The organism is Cylindrospermum sp. FACHB-282 (assembly GCF_014697195.1).
Lineage (GTDB): Bacteria > Cyanobacteriota > Cyanobacteriia > Cyanobacteriales > Nostocaceae > Cylindrospermum.
In genome coordinates this window covers 1-15,448 of record NZ_JACJRJ010000008.1, presented here as the reverse complement: position 1 = coordinate 15,448, position 15,448 = coordinate 1, and the positions used below count along the sequence as shown (strand labels likewise).

General features: G+C 44.9%; 10 protein-coding genes and 1 pseudogene. 5 read left to right on the top strand and 6 right to left on the bottom strand.

Translation table 11 applies throughout. The annotated features are described in order from the left end of the window. Positions 1-122 precede the first annotated feature (122 nt). From H6G32_RS06050 to H6G32_RS06035, 4 genes are all read left to right on the top strand, one after another. Positions 123-2,801: an efflux RND transporter permease subunit gene (locus tag H6G32_RS06050; protein WP_190456134.1), complete on the top strand. Its 2,679-nt coding sequence runs from the start codon at positions 123-125 to the stop codon at positions 2,799-2,801. Continuing rightward, complete coding sequence (gene hpnA / locus H6G32_RS06045; RefSeq protein ID WP_190456132.1) at positions 2,798-3,790, top strand: hopanoid-associated sugar epimerase; 993 nt, start codon at positions 2,798-2,800, stop codon at positions 3,788-3,790. The genes H6G32_RS06050 and hpnA overlap by 4 nt, the downstream gene beginning before the upstream one ends. A 375-nt stretch (positions 3,791-4,165) precedes the next feature. Beyond that, positions 4,166-5,182: an adenosyl-hopene transferase HpnH gene (gene hpnH, locus H6G32_RS06040; RefSeq protein WP_190456130.1), complete on the top strand. Its 1,017-nt coding sequence runs from the start codon at positions 4,166-4,168 to the stop codon at positions 5,180-5,182. Positions 5,183-5,416: 234 nt separating this feature from the next. Continuing rightward, positions 5,417-5,788, top strand: coding sequence for a DUF2237 family protein (locus tag H6G32_RS06035; protein ID WP_190456128.1), 372 nt, complete (start codon positions 5,417-5,419; stop codon positions 5,786-5,788). A gap of 91 nt (positions 5,789-5,879) precedes the next feature. On the opposite strand, the gene H6G32_RS06030 is transcribed toward H6G32_RS06035, so the two are convergent. The 4 genes from H6G32_RS06030 to H6G32_RS06015 form a co-directional block, all read right to left on the bottom strand. Further along, positions 5,880-6,710: a squalene/phytoene synthase family protein gene (locus H6G32_RS06030; protein WP_190456126.1), complete on the bottom strand. Its 831-nt coding sequence runs from the start codon at positions 6,708-6,710 to the stop codon at positions 5,880-5,882. 511 nt (positions 6,711-7,221) lie between these two features. Next, positions 7,222-7,842 carry a Uma2 family endonuclease gene (locus tag H6G32_RS06025; RefSeq protein ID WP_190456122.1) on the bottom strand — a complete coding sequence of 207 codons (621 nt, stop codon included), beginning with the start codon at positions 7,840-7,842 and terminating at the stop codon, positions 7,222-7,224. 234 nt (positions 7,843-8,076) lie between these two features. Beyond that, complete coding sequence (locus tag H6G32_RS06020; protein ID WP_190456119.1) at positions 8,077-8,283, bottom strand: hypothetical protein; 207 nt, start codon at positions 8,281-8,283, stop codon at positions 8,077-8,079. 122 nt (positions 8,284-8,405) lie between these two features. Further along, the gene (locus H6G32_RS06015) at positions 8,406-9,929 is read right to left on the bottom strand and encodes an FAD-dependent oxidoreductase (RefSeq protein WP_190456117.1); all 1,524 of its coding nucleotides are present in this window, start codon (positions 9,927-9,929) and stop codon (positions 8,406-8,408) included. A gap of 582 nt (positions 9,930-10,511) precedes the next feature. Between H6G32_RS06015 and H6G32_RS06010 the strand changes: the two genes are divergently transcribed. After that, positions 10,512-14,912 (top strand): PAS domain S-box protein, encoded by a 4,401-nt coding sequence (locus H6G32_RS06010; RefSeq protein WP_190456114.1) that lies wholly within the window; start codon positions 10,512-10,514, stop codon positions 14,910-14,912. Between the two features lie 12 nt (positions 14,913-14,924). Here the strand turns inward: H6G32_RS06010 and H6G32_RS06005 are convergent, their stop codons facing one another. Beyond that, positions 14,925-15,203, bottom strand: a complete 279-nt coding sequence (locus tag H6G32_RS06005; RefSeq protein ID WP_190456112.1) for a hypothetical protein — start codon at positions 15,201-15,203, stop codon at positions 14,925-14,927. A 14-nt stretch (positions 15,204-15,217) separates the two neighbouring features. Further along, positions 15,218-15,331, bottom strand: a pseudogene (locus H6G32_RS06000) (VOC family protein); the annotation flags it as partial. Positions 15,332-15,448 lie beyond the last annotated feature (117 nt).

Sequence of the window (15,448 nt, the reverse complement as noted above, 5' to 3'; positions counted from 1 at the left end):
GTCAACCTACTAGGCTTGGAATTGTGTATATGCGATTTATCAGCCACCCAAACGCCCAAAGAACAACCGCTTGCTGTAGCATGACTTAAGTAATTGCGTCACTTGCTCGATGAATTTTTAAGATGGTAAAGTCTCATAGCGCAAAATCAGCACGAGAGCGCTTTAATATTTCTAAATTAGCGATCGCACATTCTTGGCTCACGGTCTGCTTTTGGCTAGCTGTAACTATAGCTGGTATTCTGGCTTTCAGTTCTCTCAAGTATGCTTTGTTTCCAGATATTACTTTTCCTGTGGTGGTGGTGAATGCTCAAGCACCGCTAACAACGGCTCTGGATACGGAAGCAAAACTGACTCTTCCACTGGAAGAGCAACTGAAGTCCCTAGAAGGAATTGACGATATCCGCTCATCCACTTATCCTGGACAATCTGCTGTTAGTCTGGCTTTTGCGGTGGGGACGAATCTGGAAACATCCACCAGCAATGCTGAATCCGTACTCAAAAAGTTGCGTTTACCTCAGGGAGCAAATTATAAAATTATTCCCCTGAATTTGAATGAGTCGGCGGCTATTAGCTACGCCATTGAGAGTCCTTCTCGGAATCTCGGCGATTTGAGTAAGTTGGCTAAAGAGCAAATCGTGCCCGCGATCGCTAAATTGCCTGGAGTTTTAAAGGTCTCTCTATTGGGCAATGCTAGCCTCTCTACGCCCCCAAGTGCCGCTAACGCAGTCCCCCAAGCAGGGGCGAATTTAATCCGGTTTAATGGCAAGGATGCCTTGGCTTTTCAGGTAATTAAACGCGGTAGTGCTAACACTTTGGAAGTTGTCAGCCTGGTGGAAAAGGAAGTCCAAAGGCTACAGTCTAGCTTGAAGGATATCAAACTCACTTTAGCCGCTACTCAGGCAAAATATATCCGCGATGCTACCAAGTCAACCATAGATGCACTGATTGAAGCGGTAGTTTTGTCAATCATCGTCATCTATCCATTTTTATGGAATTGGCAAGCTACCCTAATTTCTGCCTTAGCGATTCCTGTCTCTTTGCTGGGAACGTTTATTGTGATGGCGATTTTTGGCTTTAATTTAGAGACAATTACTTTGCTGGCTTTGGCTTTGGTGATTGGCAGTATTGTAGATGATGCGATCGTTGATGTAGAAAACATCATGCGACACGTCGAAGATGGGGAAACTCCCCGTCAAGCTGCTTTGATTGCTACAAATGAAATTGGGCTAACTGTCACCGCTGCCACATTTACAGCAGTCGCGGTTTTTCTCCCCATAGGTTTGATGGGTGGGGTAATTGGTCAATTCTTTAAGCCATTTGGGATTACTGTCTCAGCAGCGATGCTCACTTCGATGATGGTAGCCCGGACTTTATCGCCGGTTCTGTGTATCTACTGGCTCAAACCCACAGCTTCCCGTTCCCCGCGCCGAGAAAGCAGTCTCTGGGCGCAGTTTGCCCAATCTTACCAAAACTTGCTGGGGTGGTCTTTGAGCCATCGAGGCATAGTTTTGGGGTTAGCTGTCCTCAGTTTTGCGGCTGGAATAGCTCTAATTCCCCTGATTCCTAAAGGATTTATTCCCAAACTTGACCGGGGTGAGTTCAATATAGTTTATACTGCTCCTTTGCCAAATATTCCTGATCAGGCTACTTTGCAGAAGCTAGCAGCACAGGCTGCACAGGCAGGAATTGCTCCACCTTCCTCAATTGCTATTCCTAACCCGTTGAATGATTCTTTGGAGGTGGCGAAAAAACTGGAAGAGGTTGTGAGAAAGTCTCCCGCAGTGGAAACGGTATTTACTACTGTTGGTTCTCGTGAAGGTGAGCCAAATAAAGGCACGCTTTATGTGAAATTGAAGGAAAATCGGGAAATTAAAACGGCGGAACTGCAAGACCAATTTCGCGCCGAGTTGCCTAATCTTTCTGGTGTCACGACCAGTGTTGAAGATATTCAATTTGTCGATACGGGTGGTCAAAAACCTCTCCAGATAGCTTTGCGGGGTGATGACATTAAAGCACTCAGCAAAACAACCAAAGCAATTAAAGAGCGAATTGAGAAATTACCAGGATTTGCTGATGTCACCATTACAGGTGATACCAAACAAGACACAGTTTTTCAGATTGAGCGTCTGAATAATCAGCGGGTGGCTTATATCGGCGCTAATTTGGGTAAGGATTTAACCTTGGGTAATGCTACTGATAAAATCGTGGCGGAAGCTAAAGCTGTAATTTCCCCCGGTGTTTCCTTAGACTTGGGAGGAGATTCTGCCCGCCAAAATGAGGTGTTTGGCAGTTTTGGCTTAACTTTGGGGTTGTCTGCACTGTGTATTGTGGTGGTGCTGATTTGGCTGTTTAAAGGCTGGGTAGACCCTGTGGTAATTGGGGTTTCTTTACCTTTGGCTTTGGTGGGGGCGATGTTGGCTTTACTGATTACCAAGAGCGATTTCGGGATGATTTCCCTGATTGGTTTTGTGTTTTTGTTGGGAATCACGAACAAAAACGCCATCTTAATTGTGGATTATATCAACCAGCTACGGGAAACTGGGTTAGACCGCACAGAGGCGATTCTCAAGGCTGGGCCAGTGCGTCTGCGACCGATTATGATGACCACTGCTTCTACTATTTTGGGGATGGTACCCATCGCTTTGGGTTTGGGTGCTGGTTCGGAATTGCGATCGCCTATGGCTGTATCTATTGCAGGCGGTTTGGTAACTTCCACTATTCTTAGTTTAATTGTTGTCCCAGTGGTTTACGCCATCTTAGATGATTGGTTTCCCCGATTTAAGCAGAGGGAAAACCCGTGACGCGAGTCTTTGTTACCGGGGGTACAGGTTTTGTTGGTGCCCATCTGGTGCGGTTGTTGCTACAAGAAGGATATGCAGTTAAAGCTTTGGTACGCCCTAGCAGTAACCTAGACAATCTCCGTGGTTTACCCGTGGAAATTGTCAAAGGCGATTTGAATCACCCGGATTTGTGGCAGCAAATGCAAGGTTGTCAATACCTATTTCATGTCGCTGCTCATTATTCTCTCTGGCAAGTAGACAAAGAGCAACTTTACTTTGATAATGTCCAAGGTACGCGCAATGTTTTGGCATCTGCCCAAAAAGCCGGAATTGAACGCACTGTCTACACTAGTTCCGTAGCTGCTATTGGGGTAGGAGCATCTGGTAAAGTCGTAAATGAAAGTTATCAGAGTCCCTTAGAGAAATTGGTGGGAGACTACAAAAAATCAAAGTTTCTAGCTGAACAAGTTGCTATGGAAGCAGCGAGTCTTGGACAGGAAATCGTTGTGGTCAATCCTAGCAGCCCCATTGGCTCTTTGGATATCAAACCTACCCCAACCGGTGATATTATTTTGCGGTTTTTGCGGCGACAAATGCCATTTTATTTGGATACTGGTTTGAATTTTATTGATGTCCGGGATGTAGTAAAGGGGCACTTACTGGCGTTGGAAAAGGGAAAATCAGGCGATCGCTATATCTTAGGAAACCAAAACCTCAGCCTCAAACAACTGCTAGAACAACTCGCCGAAATCACCGGTTTGAAAGCACCCCAACAATCTATCCCTCCTTGGATACCCTTTAGCGCTGCTTGGGTTGATGAAAAAATCCTCGCACCCCTAGGGAAATCGCCCTCAGTACCTTTAGATGGCGTCCGCATGGCGAAACAACCTATGTATTATGATGCCTCCAAGGCTGTCCGCGAATTAGGTTTACCTCAATCTTCCCTGAATCTAGCACTCAAAGATGCTGTAGATTGGTTTGTCTCTCAGGGCTATGTCAATAAAAGCTAGTAGTCTGTCAAGAACTAATTCACGGGTAAATAAAACTTTCAATTTTTCTTCTTCCTTCTTCCTTCTTCCTTCTTCCTTCTTCCTTCTTCCTTCTTCCTTCTTCCTTCTTCCTTCTTCCTTCTTCCTTCTTCCTTCTTCCTTCTTCCTTCTTCCTTCTTCCTTCTCTTCGAGACGCTTCGCGTTGGTGAAGCCTCGCCTCTGGCGATACGCGCTCTACAGCCCTTTGGGCATCGCTGCGCGCGAGCGTCCTTTGCGGTTTGTTTCTTTATCCGTCAAAATTTATTTGACAGACTACTAGAAAGCACAGCACCTGCTTTCTAGTTTGGGCTTGGACAGTGGTATTTTTTTTATAGATACAGAGGAGTGATAAAAACAATGGCAGTTAATCTACAACAAGCAATAGATATTGGCAAATATCTCGTTACCCAGCGGTTGAAAGGGCGTAAACGCTTTCCTCTGGTATTGATGTTGGAACCTCTATTTCGATGTAACCTGGCCTGTACTGGTTGTGGAAAAATCCAGCATCCAACAGAAATACTCAAGCAAAATCTTACCCCAGAACAGTGCTTTGCCGCTGTAGAAGAATGCGGCGCACCAGTAGTTTCAATTCCTGGAGGAGAACCGTTGTTACATCCCCAAATCGATGTAATTGTTCGGGGATTAATTGAGCGTAAAAAGTATATTTATCTGTGTACTAATGCTCTGTTGTTAGAAAAAAGCCTAGATAAGTTTCAACCTTCTCCTTATCTAACTTTCAGCGTCCATTTAGATGGAATGCGGGAATGGCACGATCAATGTGTAGATCGCAAAGGCGTTTTTGATATTGCTGTGAAAGCTATTCGCGCCGCTAAAGCTAAAGGCTTTCGTGTCACCACCAACACCACCATCTTTGAAGGTTGCAACCCTCAAGAAATGCAGGAGTTTTTCGACTTCCTAGGAACACTGAATACTGATGGAATGATGATTTCTCCTGGCTACAGTTATGAGTGGGCACCAGATCAAGATCATTTTCTCCAGCGCGAACAAACCCGCGCCCTCTTCCGTCAAATTTTAGCCCCATATACAGCTGGCAAAAAGCACTGGAACTTTAATCACAACCCACTGTTTCTAGATTTTCTCACAGGTGAAAAAGACTACGAATGCACACCTTGGGGTAGCCCTAGTTACAGCGTTCTCGGTTGGCAAAAACCCTGCTATCTTTTGAATGAAGGTTATTATAAAACCTTTAATGAACTATTAGCACAAACTGACTGGAGTAAATACGGTCGTGCTAGTGGTAATCCCAAGTGTGCTGATTGCATGGTTCACTGCGGCTATGAACCAACAGCAGCAATGGATGCGATGCAACCGCAAAACATGGCACGTGCCATTGGTAGTGTCTTTGGCAAATAGTTGATATTTCCCAGACTGTGAAAATCGCACCTTTGCTAGTTTTAACCCACAGTTTGGGAATTTTCAAAAAGCAATTTTAAATTAAGTTAAATCATTCAAAGCTAAAACAAAGCTCGTAGTAAGGACTTTAGTCCTTAAAAACGTTAGTTTGAGTGATAAATCTCTCACTACCAGCAAAATTCTCATTTTATATGTAAGCTAAATTGAGAGACTTGCAGAATATGAGGATTAAATATGACAGACGCTAAAAATGTACTCGGCACAAATTTGGAATCTTGCTGCACGAATCCGATAACTGGGTATTACCGCGACGGGTTTTGTCATACAGGTGGGCAAGATTTTGGAATGCACGTTGTTTGCGCTCAAGTGACAGCAGAATTTTTGGAATTTACTAAATCTCTGGGAAATGATTTGAGTACTCCTGTTCCTGCTTTTAATTTTCCTGGATTAAAACCTGGGGATTGTTGGTGTTTGTGTGCAGCACGTTGGCAAGACGCCCTTGAAGCTGGCGTTGCGCCACCAGTTGTGCTTTCAGCCACCCATGCAAGAGCCTTAGAGGTGTGCAATTTGGAAGATTTGCAAAAACACGCTCTCAGTGAATTTTAATACTCTAGGAACCAAATCGCATCCTGAGCATTCTCAAATATTCGCTTTGCACAGACGCGACTAACCACGTCTGTACTTGAGCTACAAACTATTAGCTGGCTTTGATATTTGCACCAATTAGCGGTTCAATGAGTGCAAAAACATCACTGCGGCTGAGTTTTTCTTTACCACTAGCTAAGGCGTCAAGGGTGCCATGAGCTAAGGTTAAGGGAATTTGGCAAAAGTGCAAGGCCGGGCCAGCAGGAAGTGAACCGGTATAAGCATCTGCTAAGGCTAGATTGCGACGTGCATACTCTTGCAGATTTTCCTTAGTCCAACCCTCTGGGTAGAAGTCCACTCCACGCTTTAAATCTTCACTGTGGTTACGCAGAATGTTTACCGCTTGTAAGCCCCGACCAAAGCCAATTGCCTGAGTACGGTTTGTTGGTGTCCCATCATACCAAGCCCATAAATCAGAAAGTAACAATCCCACCGCGCCGGCAACCCCAAATGTATAACGATCTAAATCTGACTCTGTATCAATTTTCCAGTTTCTTTCTGACCAATAAGCCATTCTATCTGCCATTGCCGCAGTGGCATCCCAAATCCGTGGGGCAATGCTCTCAGGTGCTAGTATTGACCATTCTCTAACCCGCACGCTAACTTCTGCTAAAGAGTCTTCATAGCCGCTAAAGCCTACGGAGAAGGCATCAACCGCGAAACCATCAACTCCTGATTGTAATGTCAAGCTAATGTTTCGTAAGAGTTTTGTCTTTGTGGTGTTATCCAGTTCTGGATGATCTTCAATTTCATCAATGGCACGCATACACAAATATGCTGATGCAACTGCTTCCTGTAATCCTGATGGTAAAACACTAATTGGGATATAAAAAGTTCGGCTAGTTTCTTTGAGGATTTGCAATGCATCTCTACGTAAATCCATGTTTTCACTCCTCTTTTGATTTTTACACCACATGAAATCCGCAGTTTATTGATGATACTGGATATAGTTTTGACTGGACATTAAAAACCACAAATATCCTAGTATTTCATCTAAAAGCTAATAATTTTTGGTATCTAAATTTACCGAAAATTCAGATTTAGCAAATTCTAGTCTAGTATATAGGGTTATGGTAACAAGCAGTTTTCTCCTGCGGTTTGATATGGCTATTGGAGAATTCCAGTATAAATATAGACAATGATCCAAGGTTAAAGTTACTGTATATTAGCCCTGACGACAATAAAAAAAAGTGGACATTTCAAGATAATTGCAATTAATAGCTGTGCAGCAAGGCTTTTAGCGTTTGCTTTTCTGCCTACTACTCAAAGCCTGCTGAAAAAGTCTATTTGTCGGCTGGGTAGACAAATTTTTGCTACTTAAATGCTACTCATTAGAGATGCGATCGCACTTCCTCCCAGAAACGCGATCGCCAAATTCACCTCACTGGCCGCCACTAAATCTTCCTGCCAGCCCTAAAAATCACTTCAGCCGTCAAGCTTAACTCTGGGAAGGTTGGCGATATTACCCGGTCACCGCCCCTAAACTGACTTACCTGGTATTCACCATCAATCAATGAGTAAACCGAGATGGTTGGTTGCTTGGGATTGCCAATGAACGCTCGACCGCCAAAAGCAGCATAATCTACTATCCAGTATTCAGGGATGCCCATCTCTTCATAGTCAGCCAGCTTTTTGTAATAATCGTCACGCCAATTAGTGCTGACAACCTCAACTGCCAAGGGAACTGACGCGGCTTGACTGACTGTTGAGACTTTTTTCCACAGTGGCTCGTTGTCTAAATTCTCAGGATTCAATAGCAAAATGTCAGGCGAGTAGGCGGAGTCAGTTTCAGGTGGTTTAATAAATGCGGTCTTAGGCATGGTGTAGGGGAGGTTGAGCCGTTCTACCTCTACTGATAATTTACGAACTAAAAAACCAATAACTAGCTCATGGTCTCCTAATGGTGGATTCATTTTAATAATTGTTCCATTGTGCAGTTCGTAGCGGTCGCCTGTGTTGGGATACCACTGTATAAAGTCATCAAAGGTAACTGGCTTTGTTAAGGCTTGAGCCATAATTCACCTCCCTGGGTGGCTACCATATTTTAACTGGAGGCAAAGAAGCGATCGCACTCCCCAAGAAACGCGATCGCCAAATTCACTCTGATTAACCAGGGCGATCGCACTTCCCAAGAAAGGCGATCGCCAAACAAGCCCGACCTAAACTAGCCGTAACCTATCTTCTTCCACTGCGTCGGTGAAAGGCAGTGGAGTCCAGCTATCTAAGCACAGCTTTTCCCACTTGACCCATTAAGCCCAGCCGTCGCCATATTCAGGCTGCTGGTAAACCATGCCGACTATAACGCCGTAGTCACGCAAGGTTTTACCGAAATTGGTTGGATCTAAGTCGTCATCACATTCCCACTCAACGCAGACTTGTTGACCGTGCCAATTTTGAATTTTGAATTTTGGGCGTTGCTGATTGAGAATATGAATTTGTTTCGCGCAGAGGCGCAAAGGCTCAAAGCTACGAAGAAAAAGAAGGGTAATTTTGGCATTTCATACTTTGATTCAGCAACGCCGAATTTTGAATTTTGAATTCCCCGTTCGCCTTTGGCGTCCCGTAGGGAAGGGGTTGACTACCTATTTACTGGTTCAAGAGGGTTAATTGCTGGGCCGTTGAGTACTTTTCCTTGGGCATCAAATCGTGAACCATGACAGGGACAATCCCAGGTTTTCTCCGAAGAATTCCAGGCGACGATGCATTTAAGATGGGTACAGACTGCGGAATACTCATGTAGAGTATTGTTTTCATCCCGGTAGGCGGCAACCTTTGTTAAACCACGCCGTATTATGGCACCTGTACCGGGGGTGATTTTTTCGACGGAATCAACTTCCCCTGGTGTTAACCAATCCAAGTATTTGAGGGCAACATTCAGATTTTCGGAGATGAATTCACTTGCGGCATTTGCACTAACTTTGATTCGTGATGGGTCGTAGACTTCTGCCCAGGTGTTTTTTCTTCCCAAAATTATATCAGTTAAAAGAATGCTAGCGATCGCACCGTGGGTCATTCCCAAGCCTGTATCGCCGGTGACGATATAAACATTTTCTGAATCTTTGCCAATGTAGGCTATACCATCATCAGCGTTCATTACCTGTCCCGACCAGCGAAATAAAATCTCTTTTGCTATTGGGAAACGTTCTCGTGTCCATGTCTCAAGTCTGGCATACCGGGCTTCAGCATCCTCAGCTTGTCCAGTTTTGTGGTCTTCGCCGCCTACAATTAGGACATCATATTGATTGTCAATGTTTTGCGATCGCACGTAGTGGTAGGGGTCGAGGGTATCCCAATAAAGTGCTTGAGGTATGGAATCGTGAGGTATTTTTGCCCCAATCACAAAAGTCATGTATGGGGCTTGCTTTAAGTGCATAGTCGCCAAGTTACTAATGGGGGAGTTGGTGGCGACGACTACAGCATTAGCGGTGACGAGTTGACCGTTACTTGTTTCTACGCGGGGGGGCGTACCACTGGCTATTTTTTCTACGTGGGTATTTGTGTAAATTTTACCGCCCTGGCGTTGAATTGCTTCAGCTAATCCCCTGAGATACTTGAGGGGGTTAAATTGCCCTTGTCGGGGAAACCGCAGACACAATCCTGTGTCAAAGTCTTTGAGGGGTGATCTGTTTACCAGTTCGACTTCAGTTAGTCCAGCCCGGTGTGCTGCTGCTAACTCCCGCTTGATCTCATCTGTAGATTCAGGGTTTGGGGGAAAAAGATAGCCAGAAAGTCGCTTTAGGTCACAGTCAATTTTTTCTTCAGATGCGATCGCTTCAATTGTCTCAATCGCTTTTGTATGACTTTGGGCAATCAGTTTGACACCGTTTTCTCCATGCATTTTTTCTAGTTCGTAATAGCGATAACTCAAGACATTGGAGAGGTGTGCCGTTGTCCGCGCCGTTTGACCCCCACCAATTGCCCCATCATCTAGCACCACTACTGACTTACCTGCGCGGCTTAACATATAGGCAGTTGACATCCCTGCCATCCCCGCACCGACAATGCAGACATCTACGTGGATGTTTTCGGTAAGCACTGGTTGATCGGGCACTTCTGCCGTTGTCATCCAAATAGAAATTGTCTTTCCTGAGTCGTTTTGCATATTTTTGTAAAGTCCCAAGCCTGAATTTTCTGCTGTGGATTGGCAGATTTTTATTTTTTCTGTTCAATTCTTTAAGTGCTATCTTAGACAAGATTTATTCAGCAATATATCTGCATGGCGATAGAGTTGAAATATCTACTTTAATAGAGATGAGATTGGCAGATTTTTGTTGCTGGGGATTGGGTATTGGCGATTGGGGACAAAGCAAAATTATTGAATTCGTCTCTTCTTTGCTGCTTCATTACCAAGTACTATGCATTTATTGATACAAGCAGTAATTTGCCAATAGACATAGCAGTGAAAATTAAATATGCGTCATCCAGAACCCTTGTAGAGAAGTTCCTCATGTAGGGATTCTCGGCTCTACATTCTTTGTCAGAGATGTCTAATCTACACAAAGATAGATTTTTTCCGCTATCAAACTAGAATCTAGATTCCGCCACTATAAAATCTGTACTTGGATAGATATAAAAACCATCAAGATTGCGGTAGGTTAGAATATTGGTAATTAAAAAATAAACACGCTAGAAATACTGAGTGTGTATAGCATTATTCAGTATAAAATTGGATATATTAACCCCAATGTTAAATTTAAATGTCAATCGCTTATGGAGGCAATATCTACATAAACTAACTGGACATTTATCAGTAGTAGCAGTTACTAGTATGATCGCTATCTTGGTCGGCAGCTTGGTACTAGTTGGCTGGTGTTTCGATATCGTAATTATCAAGAGTGGATTCCCTGGTAGTTCTGCGACAATGAAGGCGGATACAGCAATATGCTTGCTAGTGTCTGGTATTTCACTGTGGCTATTGCAGAGAGGTGTGAAACAAATCCGGGATTCTCCTCATCCAAGTGCTGGCAATTCCCCGGTGACTCATGTTTCTTACTTGCGGCTTTCGAGGGTATGTGCGATCGCAGTGGTGATCATTAGCGGACTCACAGTGATTCAATATTCCTTTGGCTGGAATTTCGGTATTGACGAAATGCTGTTCCGTGACTCCCCGATTGTGGTGACAACAACACATCCGGGGCGAATGGGGTTGAACACAGCAATCAACTTTATGTTGATTAGTGTAGCTCTATATTTGTTGGGTAGAAGAAAAAGCCGTCGTAGCTATTGGTATGCTCAGTTTTTAGCGTTGACAGCCGCTTTGATTTCCTTGCAGGCTCTCATCGGCTATGCCTACACAGTGAAAGGTAGCTACGGGATACAATTTTACACAACGTCAATGGCATTACACACGGTGCTTTCTTTTTTAGTACTCTGTATTGGTATTCTGTGGCTGCATCCAGACCAGGCATTGATGCGGGTGGTAATGAGCGATACCTACGGAGGCTTGCTAGCCCGTCGTTTGCTACTACCGGCGATAGTCGTGCCTTTTGTCACGGGATGGTTGATGGTTCTAGGTCATGATGCAGGGCTGTTCGAGACAGATTTTGCCATATCGCTATTTGCCATTGTCCTGATTGTGATTTTCGCCATTTTAGTTTGGCAAAGTGCAACGGTGATTGAACGCCTCAGCCACCAACGCGATCGCGCCCAAGAAGCACTGAGAGTAAATGAAGAGAAACTGCGAGCCTTTGTGGATAGTAACATCATCGGCATTGTGTTTGCCGACGTGTATGGTGGAGTCCAGCAGGCAAACAACGAATTTCTGCGGATGATCGGTTACACGCGGGAGGATATGCTAGCAGGTAAAATCCGCTTGAACGAGATGACGCCGCCGGAGTTTCAACCTTTAGAAGAGAAAGGTATCGCTGAAGCAAAGGTGAACGGTGCTTGTGTACCTTATGAGAAAGCATTTATTCACAAGGATGGTCACAGCGTACCGGTTTTAGTTGGTTACGTACTGCTGGGAGAAGAACGTGAGGAGGCAGTTGGTTTCATTCTCAACTTGAGCGATCGCCAGCTTGCAGCAGCAGAGCAACAAAAATTTGTCTCGCTGATTGAAAATAGCACTGAGTTTATTGGTATTGCTTCCCTTGAGGGTCAAGTCACCTATCTCAACGATGCGGGGCAAAAGCTAGTTGGGCTGAAGAGTTTGGCAGATATAAAGCAAACAGCAGCATCAGATTACATCATGCCTGATGACAAAGCCTATTTTCAAGAAAATATTATACCCACTGTCATTGCTCAAGGACACTGGCAGGGAGAATTCCGGTTGCAGAACTTCCAGACGGGTGAACCGATACCAGTCGATTTTCACGCCTTCACTATCAAAGATAAAAACACAGGTCAGCCAACTGCCTTAGCGACTGTGACTCGCGACATCCGCAACCAAAAGCAGGCAGAAGCAAAAATCCTCAAACTCAATCAAGACCTACAGCGCCATATAGATGAGTTACAAACCTTGCTAGAAGTGATTCCCATTGGCATTGGCATTGCCGAAGATCCTGAGTGCCAGACTATCAAGGTTAACACCTCTTTTGCCAAGCAGTTGCAGATATCGCCAGATACGAACGCCTCCCTAACAGCTCCTATTGAGGAAAGGCCAACAACCTTTAAAGTTTACCGTGAGGGTAGGGAACTGTTGCCAGAAGAATTGCCTATGCAGTACGCTGCCGCTCATGGTGTGGAAGTTATAGATTTTGATGTTGATGTCATCCATGAAGATGGCAGAGTTGTCAACCTATTGGAGTCCGTTGCCCCCCTGTTTGACGAAGAGGGTCACACTAGAGGGTGCATCGGTACTTTTTTGGATATTACAGTCCGCAAACAAGTAGAGTTCGTTCTCCGAAATCATCAAAAATGGCTGGAAGATGTACTCAACCTAATGCCGATGCCACTATTATTTATTGAACCGGGAACGGCGCGGGTAACGTTTGCCAATCGAGCTGCTGATGAATTTGCCGGGGGTGAATTTCCTCAAGGTAAACCAGCCGCAGAATATCACACAGTTTACCGCTTGATGGATAAATTAGGCTCGCCCATTCCTAACGACATGATGCCTGGGGTGCGGGTTGCCCGTGGGGAACGTCTGGAGGGGTTGGAGATGGACTGGCATACCTGCTCCGGTATTCGTTCTGTACTCATATTTGCCGATACTCTGCCAGCGATGCATGGTTATCCGGCAACCTGTGTGTTAGTGTTCCAAGATGTTACCAATCTCAAGCGGGTAGAAACAGCGCTGTCATTGGGCTACAACAGGCTTCAGTTACTCTTTGACACCGCCAACGATCTTCTGTCAAGCCAGCAACCAGTAGCGCTGATTGATAGCGTCTTCCGAAAACTTTCAGTGCAGATTGGTTTGGATGTTTATTTTAACTATTTGGTTGAGGATAACTCTCAGACAATGCGGCTAGCTTCCTACAGGGGCATTTCTCAGGAACTAGCGACAGAAATTGAGTGGCTGGAGTTTGGTCAAGCGGTATGTGGGACTGTAGCTCAGGAGCAGCGGCCAATGGCTGTAGAGAACGTGCAGCAATCAACTGACCCAAAAACACAATTAATTCGCGGTCTCGGCGTTACGTCTTATTATTGTTATCCGTTGATTGCCCAAGGGCGGCTTTTAGGTACTCTTTCTTTTGGCAGCCGCTCTCTGACTCACTTTAGTGAAAATCAAAAAGGGATGATGCAGGCAGTATGCGACCAAATTGCGATCGCCATGGAACGTGCTAGTTTAATTGCTTCGTTGCAGCAGCAAACCGAGCAGATGCGTCAAGCCAACCGGATGAAAGATGAGTTTTTGGCGATTTTATCCCATGAATTGCGATCGCCTCTCAACGCCATTCTCGGCTGGGCCCAATTGCTACGTACACGGAAGTTTGGCGAAGCTCAGACGGCTAAGGGGCTGGAAACTATCGAGCGCAATGCTAGGGTGCAAACTCAGCTAATTGAAGACCTGCTAGATATCTCGCGGATGATTAGAGGCCAGCTGCGGCTCAATGTCCGTACTTGTAATTTGATGCCGATTATTGAATCAGCAATTGAAACTGTTAACTTAGCCGCTCAAGCCAAGGAAATCGATTTGCAATTCATCCTCTGGCAGTCACCGACGCCACAGAATCCAGACTTGGAGGGGGTAAATAGCCAAGATGGTGAATTGGGGATGTCACAATCTCAAATCTGTGCATCTTCAGATGGTGCTTTCCTCAGAGAAGGTAAGGATGCAAATTCCCAATTTTTATTAAATGCTGATGCCGAGCGCTTGCAGCAGATCATCTGGAACCTGCTATCCAATGCTATCAAGTTTACAGCCATAGGCGGCAAAGTAGAAATCAGGGTTTCACAAATCACCGCTGAAAGTCTAGAGCTAACGGGTAATGGAAATAAACATCTGCTTCCCAACTACGCTCAGATTCAAGTGATTGACACAGGCATTGGGATCAATCCTAATTTTCTCCCTTACGTTTTTGATCGCTTCCGGCAAGCTGATAGTTCCAGCACTAGGGCACATGGTGGATTGGGACTAGGATTAGCGATTGTCCGTCATTTAGTAGAATTACATGGTGGTACTGTGCATGTAGACAGTCCGGGTGAGGGGAAAGGATCTACTTTTACAGTCAATCTGCCATTGCTATTGCCCACCAGACAAGGGATTTGGAAACCAGAACCCAGGAAACAAGCAGAGTTCGCTCCTGCACAGGACTGTATCTCCCTCCTTGGCGTACGGGTGCTAGTTGTAGACGACGAAGCTGATAGCCGTGAATTTATGACTACGGTGCTGGAAGAGTGCCAAGCAGAAGTTCAGGTAGTGGCATCAGTTGCAGAGGCATTACAAGTAATTGCCCATTGGAAACCAGATGTTTTAGTCAGCGATATTGGGATGCCAGAGGAAGATGGCTACTCTCTCATCCGCAAATTGCGATCGCTACCGCCAGAACAAGGTGGCAAAATTCCCGCAGCCGCCTTAACAGCCTATGCTAGACCAGAAGATAGAATGCGGGCTATACAAGCAGGTTATCAGTTACATCTACCCAAACCGATTGAGCCGGCTGAGTTAACTACAGTAGTTGCTAGCTTAGTTACTCGGAATTGAAAAATGCCAAAATTACAACTGTGCAGTAATCAGGCTGGCAATCTTGGTGCTGCTATCCCAAACTATCCAGCTAACAGAATCATCTAAATCAACGGCGCTATTGGCAACTTTAAAATAGAATTTTTCCCCACCTTTGATTTCAATAGCAAAATCAGCATTTTGAGCATAAATGACTTTAAAACCTTTGTCTCGCAAGCAATACATTGCCCAAGCTTTCAATGATTGCCTATATGGTTCGTGGGGAATTGGCGGGTTGGTAATTACATCTTCGATGACTTTAAATATTTGCATTTGTTTAGACAATTTTAGGGGTTAGCAGGATCACAACGAATTTCTACCATCAAACCATCAGGATCGTAAAAGTATACGCCTCTACCAGTAGGACGGGTAACTGGCCCATGTGCGATCGCAATTTTGTTTTCTGTGACATACTCCACACACTCCCCTTCGGGTGAGTGTGGGCTTCTCAACGACTCCTCTATGAGGACATTGATTGAGCTTTGAGGGCGTGTGTCCCACGCGCCTTTATGTTAATA

Excerpts from the sequence above, each read along its gene's own strand:
- H6G32_RS06050 (WP_190456134.1), top strand. The coding sequence starts at position 123 with ATGGTAAAGTCTCATAGCGCAAAATCAGCACGAGAGCGCTTTAATATT.
- hpnH (WP_190456130.1), top strand. The coding sequence starts at position 4,166 with ATGGCAGTTAATCTACAACAAGCAATAGATATTGGCAAATATCTCGTT.
- H6G32_RS06035 (WP_190456128.1), top strand. The coding sequence starts at position 5,417 with ATGACAGACGCTAAAAATGTACTCGGCACAAATTTGGAATCTTGCTGC.
- H6G32_RS06030 (WP_190456126.1), bottom strand. The coding sequence starts at position 6,710 with ATGGATTTACGTAGAGATGCATTGCAAATCCTCAAAGAAACTAGCCGA.
- H6G32_RS06025 (WP_190456122.1), bottom strand. The coding sequence starts at position 7,842 with ATGGCTCAAGCCTTAACAAAGCCAGTTACCTTTGATGACTTTATACAG.
- H6G32_RS06015 (WP_190456117.1), bottom strand. The coding sequence starts at position 9,929 with ATGCAAAACGACTCAGGAAAGACAATTTCTATTTGGATGACAACGGCA.
- H6G32_RS06010 (WP_190456114.1), top strand. The coding sequence starts at position 10,512 with ATGTTAAATTTAAATGTCAATCGCTTATGGAGGCAATATCTACATAAA.
- H6G32_RS06005 (WP_190456112.1), bottom strand. The coding sequence starts at position 15,203 with ATGCAAATATTTAAAGTCATCGAAGATGTAATTACCAACCCGCCAATT.